Raw genomic sequence first — 20,948 nt, forward strand, 5'->3', positions numbered from 1 at the left:
TCTTTTTATTGACTAGCCAACAGTAGATTTAGTCACTATATTTGCTCTGTAACTTATTATTAATTAGTGATGAATCAAAAATTTATATTCTTAGTTTTGCCACAAATGCATCTTATGGATTTGGCTGGACCAGATCAAGCCATTCTAGAAGCTATAGGTTTTGGTGCCGATTTTGAAATTGAATATTGCAATCTGGAAAACAATGTTGTAACCACAGCTGGATTACCAATTGCAAATTTGAAACACTTTTCGGAAGTGCAAATTAAGAAAGGCGATTTTTTAATTATTCCGGGATCAAATCCAAATTATCTGATTTCTGATGAATTTAAAAAACATACAGATTTATTCAATTGGATACTCAATAGTTATAATTCGGGTATCAAAATAGTAAGTATTTGTGCTGGAGCATTTGTTTTGGCTGAATGTGGCTTGTTAGACAATATTCCTTGTACAACACATTTTAAAAAAACTAAACTATTGCAAGAGTTATATCCACAAGCAAAAGTTGTAGACAATATTCTTTTCACACAACAAGACGGAATTTATACAAGTGCCGGAATTGCTTCGGGTATCGATGTAACATTGCATATTATAGAAGAGCTAAAAGGAAGTCATTTTGCCCATCTTGTTGCTAGAGAATTAGTTGTTTATAATAGAAGAAACGGAAATCAGAAGCAAGAAAGTGAATTGATGGGCTTTAGAAATCATATACATTCAGGAATTCATAAAGCCCAAGATTGGATTATAGAAAACATCAATCAAAAAGCAAATCTGGGTGATTTGGCAGAGATTGCTTGTATGAGTGAGCGTAATTTCACTCGGATATTTAAAAAAGAAACTGCAATTACTGTAAATGATTATATCACGATTATTCGAAAAGAAAAAATAAAAGAATTTTTAAAGAACCCTGACTTAACCAGATTGGAGATCGCTTCACACGTTGGTTTGCAAAGTGAAAGGCAGTTAAGTCGGTTAATTAATTAAAATAATCATCACAAGAACTGTAGATGAACTGAAGAATTAATCAAAAAAAAGAACAATCATGAAAAATCCCAAAAAACTAGTACTGCTAATCATTTTTTCAATGATGATGCTTTCTGTAAATGCTCAAAACTTAAAAACAAAAACTATGGAACAGACAAAAAACGCAAAAACGAAAATTTTAGACATTAAACCATCAACAACATCTTCAGAAAAAGACTTCGACTTTTTACAAGGCAAGTGGAAAGTTCACAATCGTAAGCTAAATTCAAGATTAACCAATAGTGACGAATGGACTGAATTTGAGGCTGAATTGCACATGAAAAAAACATTAAACGGATTTGGGAACCTAGAAAATTTTTATTCAAAGAATAATGGTCAGCCTTATGAAGGGATGGCAATTCGTCTATTTAATAAAGAATTAAAACTTTGGAAAATATATTGGATTGATAGCAACGGAACCGCCATGGATGAAAAACCCGTAACTGGTTCATTTGAAAATGGCTTGGGAAAATTTTATGCAAATGACATTTTTAATGAGAAAGAAATTCTTGTGCTATACCAATGGGATGCTACAAATTTGGAACATCCAAAATGGTCACAGGCGTTTTCGACTGATAATGGAAAAACGTGGGAGTGGAATTGGAAAATGGAATTATCAAGAATAGAATAATTCACAAACAATCATCAATTATCATTCAAAAAACGAGCAATTAAGAAATTACTAAAATCATCAAACATTTAAACAAACAAGGTAAAATGAATATATCAAAATCAGATAATCCGGCATTAATTCTTATAGACATTCAAAAAGGATTTGATAATATCGAATATTGGGGTGGACAAAGAAATAATCCGGATGCAGAGATAAATGCGAGTGAACTTTTAGAGCTTTGGAGAGCTAATAATCTTCCTATTTTTCACATTAAACATTGTTCGTCAAATCCATCTTCTATACTTAACGAGACAAATGCAGGAAACGAATTTAAAGATATCGTTAAACCTATTGGAGAAGAGCCCATAATAAAAAAGAATGTAAACAGTGCTTTTATTGGGACAAACTTAAAAGAACGATTAGACAATGCTAAAATTAGTAAACTTGTTATTGTTGGTTTGACAACTGATCATTGCGTTTCGACAACGACAAGAATGGCTGGAAATTTTGGTTATGAAACATTTCTGGTCTCGGATGCAACTGCAACATTCAATAAAAAAGGGATAGACGGACAAAATTTTTCGGCGGAACTTATTCATGAAACAGCACTTGCAAGCTTAAATGAAGAATTTGCGACTATTGTAACTACCCAATTTATTAAAGAAAGTATATAATTTCAAAAAGTTCCCCGCTCCGCATTCCAAACACATATCTTTGTAAGTGGAATATTTCCTGACCAAATTTTTAAAAAAGCCACAAGAGAAGAGGTTCTTATCTTGTGGCTTTTGATTGTGGATTTCTATTGAATGCTCAGCATGTATAACGAAGTTGGGTATCGAAAGCTTTATTTAAGTGAATAAGCTGTTATGGTTTTTTTGAAAAGAGAAGGGACATAAACTATCTTTTTCTTGTTGTCGAATCCAATATCTGCTGAATAATATTCTTCTTTTCTTGTATCAGAAAGTGTTTCTTTTGTGCCATCTTCATTTACATAGTAAATAACTCCAGTCCAACAACTGATTATGTATTTACCTTTTGTTACTTGCTCAATGCCATCTGTGTTTTCGTCCATTCCTTCGGCTAAAGTTTGCTTATTCTTTTTGTTGTCTATTTTATATAATGAGCCGTTGTCTAAATAATACAGATAGTCGTCTATGAATTTTAATCCATTTGGTTTGATTAAGTTTTCTAAATAAATAGTTGGAATATCATTTTCCAGTTTGAATATTTTACCAATTTTTGGGTCAGATACGTAAACGACTCCTTTTTCATCTACTGTTACATCATTCAATATTTTGGAACCATCAACAGTTATTTTCTTTAGTATTTTTTGTTGTTTTAAATCGATGATTACAATTTCTGTAAGGTCGGCCACAAATAATGTATTCTTGTGTTTTGCCATTCCTTTTGGAGCATTTAAACCAGATATCCAATTTAAATTGATGATTTTACCATCAGTAGTTAATTTTCCAATGCTTCCTTTTCCGTCACGTTCAGCTGGTGAGCCATCCATTAAAGAGGTATATAATATATGGTCTTTATCATCGTATAAAACCGATTCTGGAATTGGTAAAATGCTATCAGTTACCCAAATTCTATTTAAAGAATGTTGAGCAATACTTGACTGGCTTATTGTAAATAGCAATACAATATAAGTAATACTTTTTTTCATTTTTTATTAGTTTGCGGTTAATCTTTTACAATGATGGCTAATGTTACTCTCTGAACTATAGCGTTATTTACTATCTAAAGTATTGAATTCTTTTTTCTGATACAATTCCCGATATAGAAAACTACAGCTAAAAATCCTTGTTTTTCTAAATCGGGAGATATTGCCGCAAATAAAATTCACTGAACTCCAATAAAAATAAATACAATGTGAAGTAATCCCTTACGCAAGCTGCACGTTGATAAAAGAACTTTTCTTAATTTTTATTTAGCTTTATTTCAAAAAGGCAAACAGACGCATTGTGGTAGTGGGAAGGTAATTTATTTGATTCCCTCATTTCAATTATACTTATAAATTTGAAACCATTTCTGACGTACATGGTTATTAATCCAGGATTTATGCTTGCAGTATCTAATCGTAAGTATTCTTTTTTATTTTGAACAGCGAATTCTTTAGCCCAATCAATTACTTTAGAAACTATGTTTTGTCCTCTAAATTTTGGGTTTGTTGCAATTCTATGCAAATAAACACTAGGGTCAGCATTTTTATCGCCCCATATTTCTGGGTCATCAAAAGTTGTTACCCATATGCATGCAATCTCATTGTCTATTAATAACTGCCATTGTCTGTTTTCTTTGACTTCGGTTTCAATTAATTCTCTTTCTAAAGTTGGCCATGGCAAGCCCTTTTTTTCATTTTGATAGGATATGGCAGTATCATAAAGCGTTAGTATATTTTGTACATCACTAATTGAGCTATTTTTTATTTCCATCTTTTGTGTTTTTTAATTATTAAAATTAGATAACGCAAAATTACAAGCTTAAAAATGAGTATTTTATGCTATGTTTATTCAGATATGGGTTATAAAATATATATTTACCTCTTAAAAGACTAAATTATGCGCTTACTTGATGAATACGATAAAAAAATATTGAGCTTTCTCCAAAAGAATAATAAGATTACAACTGAAGAACTCAGTTATGAAGTAAACTTAAGCCAAAGTGCTGTTCAGAGGAGAATTACTAAAATGCGAAATGATAATGTTATTGAGGCCGATATCTCTATTGTTTCTCCCGAAGCAGTAGGAATTGGAATAACTTGTGTTATTGATGTTATTCTCAATGAAGGTAATTCAAAAGCAATTGATGAGTTCAAAATCGCTATGCAAAAATGCGAAGAAGTGGCGCAATGCTATTATGTAACTGGAACCTATGATTTTGTGCTAATTATTCATGTAAAAGACATGAGCCACTTTGAGAAATTTCAAAAAATCAATCTTATGGATAATAAAAATCTTAAACATTTTTACACACATGTTGTCATGGATAAAGTGAAAATGAATTATGGTTTTACCTTATAGTTTATTTTTTTATTAGCTCACATTTTTTGTAATGAAGATTTAGCTTTATGGTTTGTCTTTGTGGGCACGGATTGCAAATCCGCGCTATCGTACGTGTGAGATATATCCGCGCAATCGGGTTGTTTATTTTCTGTTAAATTAAAATTTCTTGCGAAATGGAAATGTGAATTTATCACATCATTCGCAGTTTCACTAAACGTCTGTTAGACGTAGTAACTATTCTGATTTAAGCTCACTTAATGGAATATTCCAGGACTCTGCAAGCGATTTTCTACATTGCGTCGCTAGTTCATAAGAAGCAAATATCAATTCATCACTATTCTTAAATCCACGTTCCACATCTTTTAAAATTGCGGCATATGCACTCATTTTCTTGTGAACTTGCCAATCGACTACCATTCTTGCTTCTCCATAGTACATTCTCCAAAAATCATCTTTGGCTTTATTAATTATTAAAGAGTCTTTGCTTGTTGCAACTGTGGCAGCAGATACGCATAAGTCTTTATAAATTGGGAACTGTTGACTCCAAAATGCCTTTGCTGAATCATCATCATTAACTTTATTATAGCTATGAATTCCCCAAAAAAAAGAAAATATAGCACCGAGTATTGCCAAACACTTTAAGAACAAATCAATCTTTTCTTTTTGCTCCATTACTTACATGAATTAATTTGTTGGATAAGTTCTTCAGGGGTATAATAAACTCCTGAAATCGTAAACTGTTTTCTATTGCTTTTAATCACTACAAATGTTGGTATTGCTTCAACATTAAGTTTTTTCATAGTACTAACATAATAGATTTGTTTAGCTTTTTCTTCTTTCTTATAGTCATCGTAAATTTTAATCATTTCAAAACGTTGAGAATATTCAATAAATTTAGCCGAAGAAAATACCTTTTTTTCTGTTATTCTGCACGGCACGCACCAACTTGCTCCAAAATAAATAATAATGTCTTTTCCATTTTCTTTTTGATTTTTCAAGCCTTCTTCTAAATTTCTAATCCATTTAATTTCACTTGTTACAGTCCAACTGTATAACAAGCTTGCAGTTAATATCAAAATTGAAATTTGTTTCATATTAGTGGTCTTTTATTATTGTGCTTAACGTTCCGTAGCTTGACGTAGCAGTGGTAAGTTAATGAAAAAAGGTATAAAAAAAAACTGAAGCTCAGAGTATTTTCTGATAAAAGATAAAATAAGCTATTGCACCAAACGGCTGCTGAGTTTTCGATTTTTAAAATCCTACTTGTTTGTCCCAATCATTTACATATTGTTCAATTCTTCTAAATTCTGATGGTAAGAGGAGTCGATTATGAGCTATGTAATTTCTTGCTTTTTCTAATTCATCAAACCTTTGTTTAATCCAATGTTGGGATGGAATTAAGTCTGAAAAATCATTCCAGTTTTGTGTTATGATATCTGCTAAATGTCCAAATTGTGTAAATTCAATAAGTTCTGAATTGTCTCCTTCTAGCCAAGAATTATCTTGTGCATCTTGTTGTCTTTTTTGTGCAAATTCTCTTGTAGATTTTGGTATTCCTTTTTCCCACCAATCAGTATTAAATTGTTCTTTTAATCTTTCTTTGATTAAATCTCTTACTGAATTTTCAAAACAATTAATCAAAGCATATATTCTAGCCATTTTTAGAGCTTCATTTCTTGTTTGGACTGAAAAAGGTCTTAATGTTTCTTCCATTAAAGATTTTTCTACAGCTTCTGCATCTGCACCAACTCTGATACCTGCAGATTTAAAAATTTCAGACTCAGCTTCAAACATCAAAGCTCTGAACAACCATTCTCGTATGTTAGGTTTTTCAGTCATTTAATAGGTGTTCTTTTAATGATTTAAAAATTGAGTTATAAACTTCAATATCTTTAGTTGCGGGTAAATGTATTTCTATATTGTATCTTAAATTTGGTACTACTGGAATTGAAAAATTTTGCTCTTTCGATTGTTGTATTTCCTTTGGTGAATGATCTTCTTTGATCTGCTTTTCTTTCGTTATAGATACTGGTTTTGATGTATGATTAACATCGGCCATTTCCAAAAGTGTTAGAAAAGTATTTGCCATAAATCCTGCAACTTGATCACTCACATTGTGAGTTGTTTTGAATAATCCTGTAATTGCTGATTTATCATTAACGCTTGGTTTTTCTGTTAAATGAAAAATATCTGAATATGTTTCCTTTAATGCGTTTCCTAATACATGTTTTGAACGAGCAGAATTTCTATACTCGTGATAAACTTGAGTTGGATTACCATTTTCAGATAAAAATCCAAGGTCCTTAAGAACTCCAATCGAAGTGTAGTCGTTACTACTTTTGAATCCCAATTTCTTTAGATGCTCAATTGTAAATTTTTCGGGAGCAGTTCCTTCAATAATTTTTTTCATAATAGCAGGAAGATTTTTCACGCTATTTAAGTACTTTTTTGAAAGCATATTTTATGATTTTAATGATTTGTTCTGAAAAATGACATACAACTTCAATATATACAAAATAAATTTTCGCATGTACATTCTTAATTGAATAGATTGGTGAAAAGTTATTTCATTTTTATTTTCAAATATATGTTTTTTTCTTACCAATTTTTAAAATTTTATATTGAATACTAGTCTTTTAAGTTTTAACAAAGAACAAATAATACTGTCGTAGCCCTAATGGAAGCGGCATCCTGTGTGCCCGGGGTTCGGGAACGCAGATACAGCGGACAGCAGACACGAGCGAAGCGAACTGACGAAGTAAATTAACTCAAAAAAAAAAACGACTGAAATAATTCTCAGTCGTTTTGTGTATTGTGGTATCAATTTGCTATTCCAAGAATGCTTTCAATTCCTCATAAGTTGAAATTTTCACGCTTACTTTTTCTTTATTCATTACACTTTCGATTTGCTCAGGAAGGGTTAAAGTTACTCCCAAAGCTGGTTCTACCACATCTAAGAATTTGATAGGGTGGGCGGTTTCCAAGAAAACGCCAATTGCGTTAGAAATGTTTTGTAATTCTTTTTTCAATCCTAAATAACCAACAGCTCCGTGTGGTTCAGCAATGTATCCTCTTTCATTATGAATGGCTTTCATCGCTACCAAAGTTTCGGCATCAGTAAAGGTATAAGAACTAAAATCCTTTTTGAATTGCTCCAAATCGTTTTGGTACATCTCTTGTATACGAACAAAGTTACTCGGATTTCCTACATCCATAGCATTAGAAATTGTTGCGATAGACGGTTTTGGATCGTAAATTCCATTTTCTAGGAATCTTGGCACCGTGTCATTTACATTGGTAGAAGCTACAAAATGCTCGATAGGCAAACCTAATTTCTTGGCAATGATACCAGCGCAAATATTCCCGAAGTTTCCACTTGGACAAGAGAAAACCAATGGTTTGTTTTGGCCTTTTAATGCTTTGTAAGCAAAGAAAAAGTAAAACATTTGTGGTAACCAACGCGCAATATTAATGGAATTCGCAGAAGTTAGTTGCATGTGATTTAGGCTTTCGTCAAGAAACGCTTTTTTTACCATGTCTTGGCAATCGTCAAAAACACCATCTACTTCAAGTGCTCGTATGTTTTGTCCCAAAGTCGTTAATTGTTTTTCTTGAATGTCGCTCACTTTTCCAGAAGGGTAAAGAATAACAACATCAACGCCATTTACGCCAAGAAAACCACTGGCGACGGCACCTCCAGTATCGCCGGAAGTTGCTACAAGCACTGTGTTTTTGTTGTCCTTTTTGTCTTTGTTAAAATAACCAAGGCAACGAGACATAAATCTAGCACCAACATCTTTGAAAGCCATGGTTGGACCGTGAAATAATTCAAGGGAATAGATTCCGTTTTCGACTTCCACCAAAGGGAAATCAAAGCATAACGTTTCGGCTATGATTTGTTTTAAAGTATCGGCTGGGATTTCATCTCCTACAAATTGTTTAATGGCTTCAAAAGCAATTTCCTCATGTGGTAAACTTTCGATAGCCTCAAAAAAACTTGATGCTAATGGTGTTATACTTTCTGGGAAATACAATCCTTTGTCGGACGCCAATCCTTGTATTACCGCTTCCTGAAAAGAAACGTTGGGTGCATTATGGTTTAAACTGTAATATTTCATTTTTTTTAATTGCTTTAGGCTTTAGGCAATAGGCTATAAGCTTTTTGCCTTTGTCAATTTTTTTGCTTTGCGCAGTAGGCTTTAGGCTTTAAGCCGTAAGCTTTTACCATTGTTACTGCATTTTAAAATATTTATTTTTTTAGTTGCTTTAGGCTTTAAGCTTTTTTACTTTTTATTTTAGCCTATAGCTTAAAGCTTACGGCCTATAGCGTTCTAAAGAACACTAATTCCTTCATCATTTACTTTCGAAACGTGAATTTCGTAAGGTAAATCCATTTCTTCGTAAACGGCACTCATGGCTTTGGCAATTTTGTCGGCGTTTTCTTTTCCTTTGCTTAAAGCAAAAATAGAAGGACCAGAACCCGAAATTCCAGAACCCAAAGCTCCGTTTTCATAAGCCGTTTGCTTGATTAAATCAAATCCGGGAATTAGCATACTACGAATAGGTTCAATAATTTCGTCATGCAAAGAACGTCCGATTAACTCGTAATCCTGAGTATACAGTCCTGCTACTAATCCGCCTACATTTCCCCATTGGGTAATGGCACTTTTTAAGGAAACGTTTTGTTTTAATACAGAACGGGCATCCGATGTTTTCAGCTCAATTTGCGGGTGTACCACTGTTGCATATAACTCTGATGGACTATCAATTTTGATAATATCCAAAGGATTTGATGATCTTACCAATGTAAAACCTCCCAAGAGGGCAGGGGCAACGTTGTCGGCATGGGCATTGCCACTGGCTAGTTTTTCGCCTTGCATGGCAAATTTCACTAATTCTTTTTTGGTGAAAGGTCTTCCCAGTAACTCGTTGATACCAAAAACGGCACCTGCAGAACTGGCTGCGCTGCTTCCGATACCGCTACCAGCTTTGATATGTTTGTAAATTTCGATTTCGAAACCAAATTCGGTTTCTACTTCTTCCAACATTGCCAATGCAGCAACACCGGCAACATTCTTTTCGGTTTCCAAAGGTAAATCGGCACCAATAATTTTGGTAATACGAACTCCTTTTACATCTGATTTACGAATTATCATTTCATCGCCAGCAGTGGCTAGGCAAAGTCCAAGTACATCAAAACCACACGAAAGATTCGCGATAGTAGCGGGGCAAAATATTTTTATTTCAGTCATAAAGTTATAAAGTCTAAAGTCTAAAGTCAGTATAATGTCATAAAATCAAAGTCTTTTCCTTTTCGACTTTATGACATTAGACTTTTGACTAAATTATACATTTCCTATTCTAATCACATCGGCAAAAATTCCTGAGGCTGTAACCGCAGCTCCGGCACCTGCACCTTTTATCAATAAGGGTTGATCTACGTAACGATCAGTATAGAATAAAACGATATTATCTTTTCCTTCTAAATTGTAGAACGGATGATCCTTTGGAATGAATTGTAAACCTACACTTGCTTTTCCATTTTCGAATTGAGCTACATATTTTAAACGTGAATCTTTAGCCAAAGCTTCTTTATGGATGTCCTCAAAATGGGCAGCATTTTTTTGCAATGATTCAAAGAATGCTTCGTTTGTTGTAGTAGCAAGACATTCTGCTGGTATGAAAGATTCATTTTCTATAGCATCAATTTCCATTTTATAACCACTCTCACGAATCAAAATAAGTATCTTTCTGGCTACGTCTATTCCGCTTAAATCTATCTTTGGATCTGGTTCTGTAAACCCTTGTATTCCAGCTTCTTTGACAACGTTATGGAAAGTATTATTTTCATTAAAATTATTGAAAATAAAATTCAAGCTTCCTGACAAAACGGCTTGTATTTTATGTACTTTATCACCAGATGCAATTAAATTTTTTACAGTATCTATGATTGGTAGTCCAGCTCCAACATTAGTTTCAAAAAGGAAAGGCGCATTGTATTTACGTGATAAGTTTTTTAGGTTTTTGTAATTATCATAGGCAGATGAGCAGGCAATCTTGTTACAAGTTACCACAGCAACATTTTGCTTTAAATAATGCTCGTAAGTTTTTGACACTTCTTCATTTGCAGTGATATCCACAAAGATACTGTTGCGTAAATTAAGCGATTTGATATTGGCAATAAATTGTTCTTTATCGGCTGCTTCACCATTTGCTAAAAGTGATTGCCATTCTTTTAATGAAATTCCATCTTCGTCAAAATGCATTTTTCGAGAATTCGAAAGGGCAATAACTCTTAAGTTTATCTTTAAATTATCTCTTAAGAATTTCTTTTGTTGCTGAATTTGTTCAATGAATTTCTCACCCACATTTCCAACTCCCATCACAAATAAGTTCAATTGCTTAGTGTTTTCTTCAAAGAAGTTTTCGTGTAAAGTATTCAGCGCTTTTTTGACATCTCTTTCGTTAATAACTACCGAGATGTTTCTTTCTGAAGCACCTTGGGCAATTGCACGAATGTTAACATTGTTTTTTCCTAAAGTGCTAAACATTCTACCACTTAATCCTTGGTGATTTTTCATGTTTTCACCCACTAAAGCGATAATGCATAGGTTTTGTTCAACAATGCAGGGATCAATTTTGTTTTGTGAAATCTCTAATTGGAAAGCACTATTGATAGCAGTTTCAGCAGTTTCGGCATCCGAATTTAAAATTCCTATGCAGATAGAATGTTCAGATGAAGCTTGAGTAATAAAGATTACATTAATATTTTCGTTCGACAATACTTCGAATAACCTTTTAGAAGAACCTGCAACTCCAATCATTCCGGAACCTTCTAATGTTATTAAAGTAATACAGTCAATATGACTTATTCCTTTTACTAGGCTTGTATGTGGTGTAATGTTATTTGATATCAAAGTTCCTTCAGCAGTAGGCTCAAAAGTATTTTTGATATATATTGGAATGTTTTTCTTTAAAACCGGTTGGATTGTTGGAGGGTACAGTACTTTGGCACCAAAATGTGACAATTCCATTGCTTCTTGATACGAAATTGTAGCAATTGGTTGTGCTTGTTTTACGATTTTTGGATTGGCAGTATACATACCGTTTACATCAGTCCATATTTCTAATTGCTCAGCATTTAGGGCTCCAGCAATAATTGCGGCAGTATAATCTGACCCGCCACGACCTAAAGTTGTGTTGATTCCGTCAAGAGTAGATGCAATAAATCCTGGGATTATAACTACCTGTGCAGTATTTGAAGCAAAAAAATCAGCTATGAGTTGGTTTGTAATTTCAAAGTTTACAGCTGCTTTTCCAAAATGATTATTGGTTTTGATCAACTCACGGCTGTCTTTATAGATGCTGTTTTTTAATTTTTGTTTTAAGGCTTCGGCAATGATATAAGATGATAATAATTCTCCAAAGCTCAGAATAATATCGGATGTTCTTGGGGATAACTCTCCCAAAAGAAAGCAACCGTCCAGTAAAGTTTCTAAGTGGTTTATGATTCTTTTGATATGGCTTAACAAGCCACTTTGTTCACTTACGGGAATCAGTTGTTTGAGGGCTTCCAGATGTTTTTTCTCTATTTCGGCGACAATATCTTTAAAACTTTCGTCATTAGATGCTGCTTTAGATGCTGCTAATTGCAATAGATCAGTTACTTTGCTAAAAGCAGAAACCGCAACAACAAGCTTTTCGTCTTGCGATTTATTGATTATTATATCTAATACTAATTTTATGTTTTCGGCATTGGCAACAGAAGTTCCACCAAATTTTAATATTTTCATGTGTTGATGTTTTTATAGGTTATATGTAAATCGCATATTTTTATAGGTGTTTGACCCATTTTTGGATTATGCTCATTTCATACAAGAACTGTATTATGTAATAGTAGAATTGCTACTTTTTTGATTTAAAAATGCAAATATTGCTGATGCATTCAAGTCTTTCTTTCTTAAGAAAAAAAGCACAAAAAACTGGTTTATATGTAAAAATGTATACCCCTAAGGGGTAGTTGTAGTTGTTGTAGAAGTAATAGATGTAGTTGTAACAGCAAGAGCAACCCAAATTTGAGTTGTTATCGAAGAGTGATATGTACTGTTAAAATTTTTCATTTTGATTTTTCAAAAATACAGTTTTTTATTAAAAAAACAATGCGTAAAAGGTTCTTTTTACGAATAGTTAAATATTTAAATTTCAATAACCGTTTAAATTTTATATTACATAATTTATATTGCCAATTACTGAGATTATTCTTTTTGTTCTCTTTTTCAAAGAGTTATAGGAAATATTGTTTTGATATGTTTAAGTAGCAATTGAAAGTGAGATTTACTATGCGATTTGATGATTAAGAAAGCTTAATTTAATAAATAAAATCTACTTGAATTTTTATTTTTTTAAAGTATTTTCGCCGAAATTTTAAAAATATAAATTTAATGAAAAAAATTATTACCCTATTATGTATTTCTTTTTTTACACTTGTGTCTTGTAGTAGCAATGAAGATGCACCAATTGTAGTGCCATCGGCAACTGCGGCTCACGCGGAGTTGAATGGAGGTTCTATAGATGTGACTTGGCCAGCTGTAGAAGGTACAGGAATTACTTATAATGTTTACAGAAATGATAGCCCTCTAAAGCTAAATACAGTACCACTTACGGAAGCAAAATTTACAGATGTTTTAACTGCTACAGGGACTTACACTTATACAATTACAGTAAATTTATCGGGGCTAGAGAGTTCAAAAGGCATTGCTTCAGAAAAAGTAGTGTTGGATCTTCCTAAAACAACAATTGTTGAAAGCTATACTTACAGTATAAGTAATGGGGTTACAACTACAACTATACATAAGGATGTAAATGTTCTTACATATGATTCAGCAAATATTGCTAAATTGAATAGTGTTTCTACTACAAGTTCTGATTCTGGGAGTATGGTAGTGTCTAAAAGAAAAGAAGTTTATACTTATAGCGGTAATTTGATAACAAAACAAGAGACTGTAGATGTTGCAGATGTTGTACAGAGTTCAAGGGTGTATGTATATAATGATAAAAACAAAATGACTTCTAGTGTCTATACAACTAGTAAAGGGAATGTTTATAAGTGGGTTTATGTTTATAATGCAGATGGTACAGTGACTAGCACTCTATATGGTATATCTATGTCTGGAATGGTAACACCGTCAGGGAATACCAATGTTTATACTTTTCTAAACGGAAATTTAGTCAAAGATGTAAGTACATATACGAGTACTAATTATACGTCTACTTCTACCAAAGTTTATGTTTTTGACACAAAAAATAATCCGACTAAATATACGTTAGGTTTTTCTAATCTATTTGGAGAGGTTGCAAATCTCAATAATGTTATTAGTAGTGTCTATACGTTGTCTCCAAGTACTACTTCTGTGAGAAATGAGATTACTTATAATGCAAATGGAAATATATTGACAAAAAAAGTTTTTAGTAAAGAAGATAATTTGCCAGAACAATTATCAACCACAATTACTTATACTTACTAATAAAAATAGGAAAGTTGTGAGTTGTGCATAGTGGCTCTAATATTTTATCTAAGTTTTAATACAAAAGCAACCCAAACCGGGTTGCTTTTGTTATTTTAGTGCTTACTTTTATGTTTTATGCTTCTCTTTATTTTATTCATTTTTTAAATAAAGTTAAAAAACATTGCTTTTTAATGTTGATTTGTGGAATTTTGAACACTTAAATTCAAATCAAATGGAGAATACACATTATATAAGCACTGATTTACTTTCTTTTGAGGCTTTACATGAAATTATAGCGTTCAATAAATCAGTTGGACTTTCGGAGGAAGCAAAAACAAATATTCAAAAATGTAGAGAATACTTAGATGCCAAAATGGCTTCACATTCGGAACCAATTTATGGTATCAACACTGGTTTTGGATCACTTTGTAATGTAAAAATTTCAAACGAAAATCTGTCGAAACTTCAAGAAAACCTTGTGAAATCACATTCTTGCGGAACAGGGGAGGAAGTACCAAACGATATTGTAAAATTAATGTTGTTGCTTAAAATTCAATCTTTAAGTTACGGTCATTCTGGAGTTCAATTACAAACCGTTGAACGCTTGGTAGATTTTTATAATAATGATGTATTACCTGTAATTTATACTCAGGGATCTCTTGGAGCATCTGGAGATTTGGCTCCTTTGGCACATTTGTCATTACCATTATTAGGAGAGGGAGAAGTTTGGTTTGAAGGAAAAAAAGTAAAATCTAGTGAGGTTTTAAAACATTTTGGTTGGGAACCGATTGTTTTGAAATCAAAAGAAGGATTGGCATTGCTAAACGGAACTCAATTTATGAGTGCATATGGAGCTCATATTTTGATGAAAGCGAATAAGGTTTCTTATTTAGCCGATTTAATTGGAACAATTTCTTTAGAAGGTTTTGATGGTAGAATTGAACCTTTTAATGAGTTGATTCATTATATTCGTCCTCATAGCGGTCAAATTGCGACTGCCAAAAGAGTAAAAGAATTCCTTGATGGAAGTGAAATTATTGAACAGCCTAAAACTCATGTTCAGGATCCTTATTCTTTCCGTTGTATTCCTCAAGTGCACGGAGCATCAAAAGATGCATTAGATTATGTGAAAAAAGTATTCAAAACCGAAATTAATTCGGTAACCGATAATCCTAATATATTCATAGAAAGTGACGAGATTATATCTGGTGGAAATTTTCATGGACAACCTTTGGCTTTGGCACTAGATTTTATGGCTATTGCTTTAGCAGAATTAGGAAGTATATCTGAGCGCAGAACCTATCAGTTGATTTCAGGTTTGCGTAACCTTCCTGCTTTTTTGGTTGATAATCCAGGTTTAAATTCCGGATTTATGATTCCACAATATACAGCAGCTAGTATTGCGAGTCAAAATAAACAATTGGCCACTCCGTCAAGTATAGATAGTATCGTTTCAAGTAACGGACAAGAAGATCACGTAAGTATGGGAGCTAATGGAGCTACCAAATGTTTGCGTGTATTGAACAATTTAGAACGTATTTTGGCCATCGAATTAATGAATGCATCGCAAGCGATTGAATATAGAAGACCTTTACAGTCAAGTGATTTTATCGAAATGTTTTTAAAATCCTACAGAGAAGAAGTTTCTTTGGTAAAAGAAGACAGAATTCTTCATTATGATATCGAGAAAACAGTGGATTTCTTGAATAGTTTTCAGATTGAAGAAGATTTGTTAACATTGGCTTAACATTAGCTTTAAATAATGAACTAATTTTGCACCATCTAAAAACAAAAAACAAATGTCATTAAATAGTATTTTTCAATTTCTAGTCCCAAAAGACAAAAAGTTCTTTCCTCTTTTCGAAGAAGCATCTAGTAATTTAATCGAATTAGCTTCACATTTACACGAAGCAGTAAATCTTCCTTTGAAAGAAAGAGAAGTTCTTTTTCTAAAAATTGATGAATTAGAACAAAAAGGAGAAGATATTACACGTCAAACTAATTTGGAGTTGAGTCGTAACTTTATTACTCCATTTGACAGAGAAGATATTCACTCATTAATTACATCAATTGATTATGTTGCTGATTATCTTCATGGTGCGGCTAGTAGAATGCGTTTGTATCAAGTAGACAAAATCACAAAATCAATTCGTAAAATGACAGAAATCAATTTAGAAGCCTGTCAAAATATTGCTATTGCAGTAAAAGAATTGAAAAATTTGAGCAATATGAAAACCATAACCAATGCTTGTGCTAAAATCAATAAGCTGGAAAATAAATCGGATATGGTATATAATAAAGCCGTTTTTGAAATTTTCGAAAACGAAACCGATGCTAAGAATATCATTAAATATAAAGAAGTATTGTCAGTTTTAGAATCTGCGACTGATAAATGTAAGAGTGTAGCTAGTGTTTTAGAGTCTATTACAGTAAAACATTCTTAATCTAAGCACTATTCATTTGAAGATATTGATATGACTTTACTCATAATTATTATAGTTCTAGCATTAATTTTTGACTACATCAATGGTTTTCACGATGCGGCCAATGCTATTGCTACAGTTGTTGCTACGAAGGTTTTATCGCCATTTCAGGCGGTAGTTTGGGCAGCTTTTTTCAACTTCCTGGCGTATTGGGTTTTTGGTTTGGGTGTTGCAAATACCGTTGCTAAAACAGCCGATACAAGCGAAATTACACTAGTTGTAATTCTTGCGGGTGTTGTTGCGGCGATTATTTGGAATTTATTCACTTGGTGGCAGGGGATTCCTTCCAGTTCCTCACATACTTTAATTGGTGGTTTTGCCGGTGCAGCGATCGCTCACGCCATTTCTTTGCATGGATTTTCGGATTATTCGGTAGTTCAGGACGGAGCGCAGGTTACTAAACATTGGTACGATGTGGTGTCATGGTATAAGGCCGGAAAAGATGGAGGAATGCCTTCCGGAGTGATAATCATTATTGCATTTATTGTGCTTGCCCCTTTGTTGGGAGCTTTGATTTCGTATTTCATTTCCATTTGGTTGTTATATTCTTCGAAGAAAAGTATATATCCTAAGTTGTTTACCATTGCATTGATGATAGCATCAATTTGGTTTATTTATGGTGAAATGGTACCGTTTGATAAAATCGAAAAACCACGTTTTGAATCTCATTTTTGGAGCATTATATTTGAATCCCATAATATAAAATGGTTTTTGGTGGCATTCATTATATTGTCTATTTCAGTTTTTACGCTAATATTCAGTAGTTTAAATTTGAATAGAGCAGACGCTGTTTTGAGAAAAATGCAATTACTTTCATCGGCAGCTTTTAGTTTGGGTCACGGAGGTAATGATTCACAAAAAGTAATGGGAATTATTGCTGCGGCTGTGGCTGTTTATATTAAGACTACAGGTGTTGATATTATTAGTTTGCCGGAATGGCTTCAGGTAGTATTACCAGACGATGACAAAGGAATAAAAGGGGTAATGCCAGAATGGATTCCATTAGCATGTTATACGGTAATTGCCTTAGGGACATTGAGTGGCGGTTGGAAAATCGTAAAAACAATGGGGTCTAAAATTACCAAAGTTACATCTTTTGAAGGTGTTGCGGCTGAGACAGCCGGTGCTTTGACACTTTATTTTACGGAGCATTTTAAAGTTCCTGTAAGTACAACCCACACTATTACGGGGTCAATTATCGGTGTTGGATTAACCAAAAGGGTTTCTGCTGTACGCTGGGGTGTTACTATAAGTTTACTTTGGGCGTGGGTATTGACCATTCCTGTTTCGGCTTTATTGGCAGCTTTATGTTACTACTTCTTGTGTTTATTCTTCTAGAAATTACACTTAATTATATAAAAAAACCATTCGGAAACGAATGGTTTTTTTATGCTTTTATATCTCTTTTTTTTGCCAAGTTTACTACAAACTTAATTCCATTTCATATTGTTTGATATAGACTTCAAGTCCTAAATTTGATAAAAAATGATTTGTGTTTAATGAATTGACGGGGATGTTAATTAATGAAAATTCTTTTTCGTTTTCTCCTGTGATATATTGAAATAACTGTTTCCCCACACCCTGATTTCTGTAGTCTTTATTTACTGCAAATTGTTGAATTCTGTTACTGTTTGGATTGTAAATTAAATAACCAATTAGCGAATTGGCATCAAAGGCGCCAATCCTAATGTTTAAATGGCTTATGTTTTCTGCAGCGTTAATTGAATTTTGCCAAGTTGGATTCCAATCCCAAAATGACTTTTGTAATTCCCAGTCGAAATTTTTTAAAGGAAGAATTTTAAATTTTGATTTGATTTCAGATTTTACATGACCTTTATAACAATTAAGTTCTCTGATTATTTCAAAGCCTATTTTTTTATAGGTTCTAAATGCAATTTCATTCTCAGTAATAACTTCAAGTTTTATTTTGGTAACGTTTTGTTTTTTTAGTTTTGGAATAATGTGTTCAAATAATTTAATTGTTACTTTATTACCTCTTTTTTCAGGAATAACTCCAATACCAGCATTATAAGCAATTTTATTTCCATTAATAAAATCAAAACCGTTAAGAATGAAGCCTATTAATTGATTGTCTTCAAAAGCTCCAACAGAATATTCTAATTTGATATTATCACTTTTAATCTTATCTTTTAATTGTTCTTTTGTGATTTTAAATGGAACAATATAATCTGAAAAGGATTGATTAAATACAGTTACTAACTCGTCTATTTCTGTATCTTGTAGTGATTTTATCTCCATTTTTTGATAACTATTTAGAGGATAGGATTAAGGTGTTTTATTTAGTTTATTCTGTTCAAATTTTTATGGGCTCGTTTACGTTTGTAATGCGTTTGTCTTAAATTCTTCTCTCCAGAGATGATACTAATGTTTCCATCAACTTCAAGCATTGCAAGTTTTACATCAGAAAAATGTTCAACACCGTGTTCACGCATGGCTTCTTTTAATTCATCTGATGTAATGCTTAATTCACTTAAAATATTAAAATCTAAGTTTCCGTTATGAATTAGTATTTGAGGCTTTTGGAACATGAAATCATTGAGTTTTTTATATTTGAACAGTACTTTTTTCAATATAAAATTAATTATAAAAAGTACTGTTGCAGCTGCTAAACCTCCCCAAAGAGTTGTATTACTCCCCACCATGGCATTTTGAACAGAATTGCTTATCAGTAAAATTAAAATGACATCAGCAGTATTAAGTTGTGATAATTCTTTCTTGCCAAATACACGCAAAGCAATAACCATAAATAAATATACGGCTGTGCTTCGGATGATGATGTCTAAGTAGGGATTCATTTATTTTAGATTTTTAGACCTTGCTCTTTGCTCTTTTATTTTATCTTAAAGTTCTTCTCGATAGCTTTGATCATTTCTCCAGCAATATCCTTATTGGTAGCTCCTTCAATTCCTTCTAGCCCCGGAGAAGAGTTAACCTCGAGCAATAGAGGTCCTTTTGCTGAACGAATTATATCTACACCAGCTACTTTTAAATCCATTGCTTTTGCGGCCTTTATAGCTATTTTTTTTTCTTCTGATGTGACTTTTATTATAGATGCCGTTCCGCCTAGATGAATGTTGGCTCTAAATTCGCCAGGCATCGCTTCTCTTTGAATTGCAGCAACCACTTTACCATCAATTACAAAACAACGAATATCTTTACCATTGGCTTCTTTGATGAATTCCTGGACTAGAATATTAGCATTAAGGCTTTTAAAAGCATTGATAACACTCTCTGCAGCTTTTTTTGTTTCGGCTAGAACTACTCCTTTTCCTTGAGTGCCTTCTAATAATTTTATAATTAGGGGTGATCCACCAACCATTTTTATCAAGTTGTCAGTATCTAAAGGTGAATTAGCAAAACCTGTTGTTGGAATATCAACACCATGATTCAGTAATAATTGTAAAGAGAATAATTTGTCTCTGGATTGTGTAATGGCGGTTGATGAGTTTAAACAGAAAACTTTTAGCGCTTCAAACTGCCTTGTTAATGCACAACCATAAAAGGTAATACTAGGTCTGATTCTAGGGATAATGGCATCAAATTGATTTAATATTTTCCCGCCACGATAGTGAATTTCGGGAGTTTTTGCATCTAGTTTCATGTAGCATTCCTTGATGTTGAGGAAGTGCATTTCGTGCCCTCGCATTTCTCCTGCTTCCATGATTCTTTTGTTGCTGTAAAGCTCAGGATTGCTGGCTAAAAGCCCAATTCTTAAACCAGAACTTGCTTTTTCTGAGTTTACATATAATGCAGCAAGACTTTCTGAAGTCGGTTGTCCTAAAAGGTATTTTTGCTCTGGATCAACAAGAATTCTTCCGCTCATGGCTTCACGTCCCAAAAGCATTCTAAATCCCATTGAATCTCTATTAGTCAATGTCATTTCGATTGGCCATTTGGAATCACCTATAGCAAGATTAGTTAAGATAACATAGCGATGTTCTCTAAAACCACTAGAGCTTTTTACGATACGTTTGCCTACCAAGGGTGCTTCGCAATGGATAACAGTTTTTATATTATTCTGAATAGGATTGATGTCAAATTTTACCCAATTGGCATCGTTTTTTATGAATGGCGCAATGTTGATGGCATGCAAAGCTGATGTTTTCGCACCAGAATCAACACGAGCTTTGATAGTTGGTATTCCTAATTCTGGAAATGAGCACCATTCTTCGCTACCCAGTATAACTTTATTTTGAAGCATAAATTAATTTTAGTTTGGTCTATTTTTGAATTATCAAAAGTAGATATTTGTTTTTTAAAAAAATGAGAATTCTTTATAAACTATAAACCC

The 20,948-nt window shown here is 32.9% G+C and carries 20 protein-coding genes; 8 read left to right on the forward strand and 12 right to left on the reverse strand.

Annotated features, from left to right (window positions below; translation table 11 throughout):
• Positions 1-69: 69 nt before the first annotated feature.
• The 3 genes from OZP08_RS12350 to OZP08_RS12360 all read left to right on the forward strand — a co-directional run bounded on the left by OZP08_RS12350 (position 70) and on the right by OZP08_RS12360 (position 2,310).
• Positions 70-984: a GlxA family transcriptional regulator gene (locus OZP08_RS12350; RefSeq protein ID WP_268846406.1), complete on the forward strand. Its 915-nt coding sequence runs from the start codon at positions 70-72 to the stop codon at positions 982-984.
• A 58-nt stretch (positions 985-1,042) separates the two neighbouring features.
• Positions 1,043-1,654 carry a hypothetical protein gene (locus tag OZP08_RS12355; RefSeq protein ID WP_268846407.1) on the forward strand — a complete coding sequence of 204 codons (612 nt, stop codon included), beginning with the start codon at positions 1,043-1,045 and terminating at the stop codon, positions 1,652-1,654.
• A gap of 86 nt (positions 1,655-1,740) precedes the next feature.
• Complete coding sequence (locus OZP08_RS12360; protein ID WP_268846408.1) at positions 1,741-2,310, forward strand: cysteine hydrolase family protein; 570 nt, start codon at positions 1,741-1,743, stop codon at positions 2,308-2,310.
• Positions 2,311-2,480: 170 nt separating this feature from the next.
• Here the strand turns inward: OZP08_RS12360 and OZP08_RS12365 are convergent, their stop codons facing one another.
• Both OZP08_RS12365 and OZP08_RS12370 read right to left on the reverse strand, forming a co-directional pair.
• Positions 2,481-3,308, reverse strand: coding sequence for an SMP-30/gluconolactonase/LRE family protein (locus OZP08_RS12365; RefSeq protein WP_268846409.1), 828 nt, complete (start codon positions 3,306-3,308; stop codon positions 2,481-2,483).
• Between the two features lie 253 nt (positions 3,309-3,561).
• Positions 3,562-4,077: a GNAT family N-acetyltransferase gene (locus OZP08_RS12370; protein WP_281321969.1), complete on the reverse strand. Its 516-nt coding sequence runs from the start codon at positions 4,075-4,077 to the stop codon at positions 3,562-3,564.
• 126 nt (positions 4,078-4,203) lie between these two features.
• Between OZP08_RS12370 and OZP08_RS12375 the strand changes: the two genes are divergently transcribed.
• Positions 4,204-4,665 carry an Lrp/AsnC family transcriptional regulator gene (locus OZP08_RS12375; protein WP_268846411.1) on the forward strand — a complete coding sequence of 154 codons (462 nt, stop codon included), beginning with the start codon at positions 4,204-4,206 and terminating at the stop codon, positions 4,663-4,665.
• A 216-nt stretch (positions 4,666-4,881) separates the two neighbouring features.
• Here OZP08_RS12375 and OZP08_RS12380 read toward each other — a convergent pair whose 3' ends face one another.
• From OZP08_RS12380 to thrA, 7 genes are all read right to left on the reverse strand, one after another.
• Positions 4,882-5,319, reverse strand: a complete 438-nt coding sequence (locus OZP08_RS12380; RefSeq protein ID WP_281321970.1) for a hypothetical protein — start codon at positions 5,317-5,319, stop codon at positions 4,882-4,884.
• The gene (locus OZP08_RS12385) at positions 5,319-5,741 is read right to left on the reverse strand and encodes a thioredoxin family protein (protein ID WP_281321971.1); all 423 of its coding nucleotides are present in this window, start codon (positions 5,739-5,741) and stop codon (positions 5,319-5,321) included. Before OZP08_RS12385 ends, OZP08_RS12380 begins: the two co-directional genes overlap by 1 nt.
• Positions 5,742-5,898: 157 nt before the next feature.
• Positions 5,899-6,486: a Swt1 family HEPN domain-containing protein gene (locus tag OZP08_RS12390; RefSeq protein ID WP_281321972.1), complete on the reverse strand. Its 588-nt coding sequence runs from the start codon at positions 6,484-6,486 to the stop codon at positions 5,899-5,901.
• A complete protein-coding gene (locus tag OZP08_RS12395) occupies positions 6,479-7,057 on the reverse strand; it encodes a DUF5343 domain-containing protein (protein ID WP_281321973.1) in 579 nt (192 codons plus the stop codon). Before OZP08_RS12395 ends, OZP08_RS12390 begins: the two co-directional genes overlap by 8 nt.
• 418 nt (positions 7,058-7,475) lie before the next feature.
• The gene (gene thrC, locus OZP08_RS12400) at positions 7,476-8,765 is read right to left on the reverse strand and encodes a threonine synthase (RefSeq protein WP_281321974.1); all 1,290 of its coding nucleotides are present in this window, start codon (positions 8,763-8,765) and stop codon (positions 7,476-7,478) included.
• Positions 8,766-8,978: 213 nt separating this feature from the next.
• Positions 8,979-9,899, reverse strand: a complete 921-nt coding sequence (locus tag OZP08_RS12405) for a homoserine kinase (RefSeq protein WP_281321975.1) — start codon at positions 9,897-9,899, stop codon at positions 8,979-8,981.
• Between the two features lie 93 nt (positions 9,900-9,992).
• A complete protein-coding gene (thrA, locus tag OZP08_RS12410; RefSeq protein WP_268846419.1) occupies positions 9,993-12,440 on the reverse strand; it encodes a bifunctional aspartate kinase/homoserine dehydrogenase I in 2,448 nt (815 codons plus the stop codon).
• Between the two features lie 648 nt (positions 12,441-13,088).
• On the opposite strand from thrA, the gene OZP08_RS12415 reads away from it, so the two are divergent.
• From OZP08_RS12415 to OZP08_RS12430, 4 genes are all read left to right on the forward strand, one after another.
• Entirely contained in the window at positions 13,089-14,171 is a 1,083-nt protein-coding gene (locus OZP08_RS12415; protein ID WP_281321976.1) for a hypothetical protein, read from the forward strand.
• Between the two features lie 214 nt (positions 14,172-14,385).
• Complete coding sequence (gene hutH / locus OZP08_RS12420) at positions 14,386-15,900, forward strand: histidine ammonia-lyase (protein WP_281321977.1); 1,515 nt, start codon at positions 14,386-14,388, stop codon at positions 15,898-15,900.
• Positions 15,901-15,952: 52 nt separating this feature from the next.
• The gene (locus tag OZP08_RS12425; RefSeq protein WP_268846422.1) at positions 15,953-16,597 is read left to right on the forward strand and encodes a DUF47 domain-containing protein; all 645 of its coding nucleotides are present in this window, start codon (positions 15,953-15,955) and stop codon (positions 16,595-16,597) included.
• A 30-nt stretch (positions 16,598-16,627) separates the two neighbouring features.
• Positions 16,628-17,974 (forward strand): inorganic phosphate transporter, encoded by a 1,347-nt coding sequence (locus tag OZP08_RS12430; protein WP_281321978.1) that lies wholly within the window; start codon positions 16,628-16,630, stop codon positions 17,972-17,974.
• An 84-nt stretch (positions 17,975-18,058) separates the two neighbouring features.
• Here OZP08_RS12430 and OZP08_RS12435 read toward each other — a convergent pair whose 3' ends face one another.
• The 3 genes from OZP08_RS12435 to rimK are packed head-to-tail and all read right to left on the reverse strand — an operon-like array spanning position 18,059 to position 20,858.
• Positions 18,059-18,895 carry a GNAT family N-acetyltransferase gene (locus OZP08_RS12435; protein ID WP_268846423.1) on the reverse strand — a complete coding sequence of 279 codons (837 nt, stop codon included), beginning with the start codon at positions 18,893-18,895 and terminating at the stop codon, positions 18,059-18,061.
• A 41-nt stretch (positions 18,896-18,936) separates the two neighbouring features.
• A complete protein-coding gene (locus tag OZP08_RS12440; RefSeq protein ID WP_268846424.1) occupies positions 18,937-19,452 on the reverse strand; it encodes a DUF421 domain-containing protein in 516 nt (171 codons plus the stop codon).
• 35 nt (positions 19,453-19,487) lie between these two features.
• Positions 19,488-20,858, reverse strand: coding sequence for a 30S ribosomal protein S6--L-glutamate ligase (rimK, locus tag OZP08_RS12445; RefSeq protein ID WP_281321979.1), 1,371 nt, complete (start codon positions 20,856-20,858; stop codon positions 19,488-19,490).
• Between the last annotated feature and the right edge of the window lie 90 nt (positions 20,859-20,948).

The organism is Flavobacterium aestivum, from assembly GCF_026870175.2.
GTDB lineage: Bacteria > Bacteroidota > Bacteroidia > Flavobacteriales > Flavobacteriaceae > Flavobacterium > Flavobacterium aestivum.

Excerpts from the sequence above, each read along its gene's own strand:
- thrA (WP_268846419.1), bottom strand. The coding sequence starts at position 12,440 with ATGAAAATATTAAAATTTGGTGGAACTTCTGTTGCCAATGCCGAAAAC.
- hutH (WP_281321977.1), top strand. The coding sequence starts at position 14,386 with ATGGAGAATACACATTATATAAGCACTGATTTACTTTCTTTTGAGGCT.
- OZP08_RS12390 (WP_281321972.1), bottom strand. The coding sequence starts at position 6,486 with ATGACTGAAAAACCTAACATACGAGAATGGTTGTTCAGAGCTTTGATG.
- OZP08_RS12395 (WP_281321973.1), bottom strand. The coding sequence starts at position 7,057 with ATGAAAAAAATTATTGAAGGAACTGCTCCCGAAAAATTTACAATTGAG.
- OZP08_RS12365 (WP_268846409.1), bottom strand. The coding sequence starts at position 3,308 with ATGAAAAAAAGTATTACTTATATTGTATTGCTATTTACAATAAGCCAG.
- OZP08_RS12405 (WP_281321975.1), bottom strand. The coding sequence starts at position 9,899 with ATGACTGAAATAAAAATATTTTGCCCCGCTACTATCGCGAATCTTTCG.
- OZP08_RS12425 (WP_268846422.1), top strand. The coding sequence starts at position 15,953 with ATGTCATTAAATAGTATTTTTCAATTTCTAGTCCCAAAAGACAAAAAG.
- OZP08_RS12360 (WP_268846408.1), top strand. The coding sequence starts at position 1,741 with ATGAATATATCAAAATCAGATAATCCGGCATTAATTCTTATAGACATT.
- OZP08_RS12430 (WP_281321978.1), top strand. The coding sequence starts at position 16,628 with ATGACTTTACTCATAATTATTATAGTTCTAGCATTAATTTTTGACTAC.
- rimK (WP_281321979.1), bottom strand. The coding sequence starts at position 20,858 with ATGCTTCAAAATAAAGTTATACTGGGTAGCGAAGAATGGTGCTCATTT.
- OZP08_RS12350 (WP_268846406.1), top strand. The coding sequence starts at position 70 with ATGAATCAAAAATTTATATTCTTAGTTTTGCCACAAATGCATCTTATG.
- OZP08_RS12435 (WP_268846423.1), bottom strand. The coding sequence starts at position 18,895 with ATGGAGATAAAATCACTACAAGATACAGAAATAGACGAGTTAGTAACT.
- OZP08_RS12370 (WP_281321969.1), bottom strand. The coding sequence starts at position 4,077 with ATGGAAATAAAAAATAGCTCAATTAGTGATGTACAAAATATACTAACG.
- OZP08_RS12380 (WP_281321970.1), bottom strand. The coding sequence starts at position 5,319 with ATGGAGCAAAAAGAAAAGATTGATTTGTTCTTAAAGTGTTTGGCAATA.
- OZP08_RS12355 (WP_268846407.1), top strand. The coding sequence starts at position 1,043 with ATGAAAAATCCCAAAAAACTAGTACTGCTAATCATTTTTTCAATGATG.
- OZP08_RS12440 (WP_268846424.1), bottom strand. The coding sequence starts at position 19,452 with ATGAATCCCTACTTAGACATCATCATCCGAAGCACAGCCGTATATTTA.
- OZP08_RS12375 (WP_268846411.1), top strand. The coding sequence starts at position 4,204 with ATGCGCTTACTTGATGAATACGATAAAAAAATATTGAGCTTTCTCCAA.
- OZP08_RS12385 (WP_281321971.1), bottom strand. The coding sequence starts at position 5,741 with ATGAAACAAATTTCAATTTTGATATTAACTGCAAGCTTGTTATACAGT.
- thrC (WP_281321974.1), bottom strand. The coding sequence starts at position 8,765 with ATGAAATATTACAGTTTAAACCATAATGCACCCAACGTTTCTTTTCAG.
- OZP08_RS12415 (WP_281321976.1), top strand. The coding sequence starts at position 13,089 with ATGAAAAAAATTATTACCCTATTATGTATTTCTTTTTTTACACTTGTG.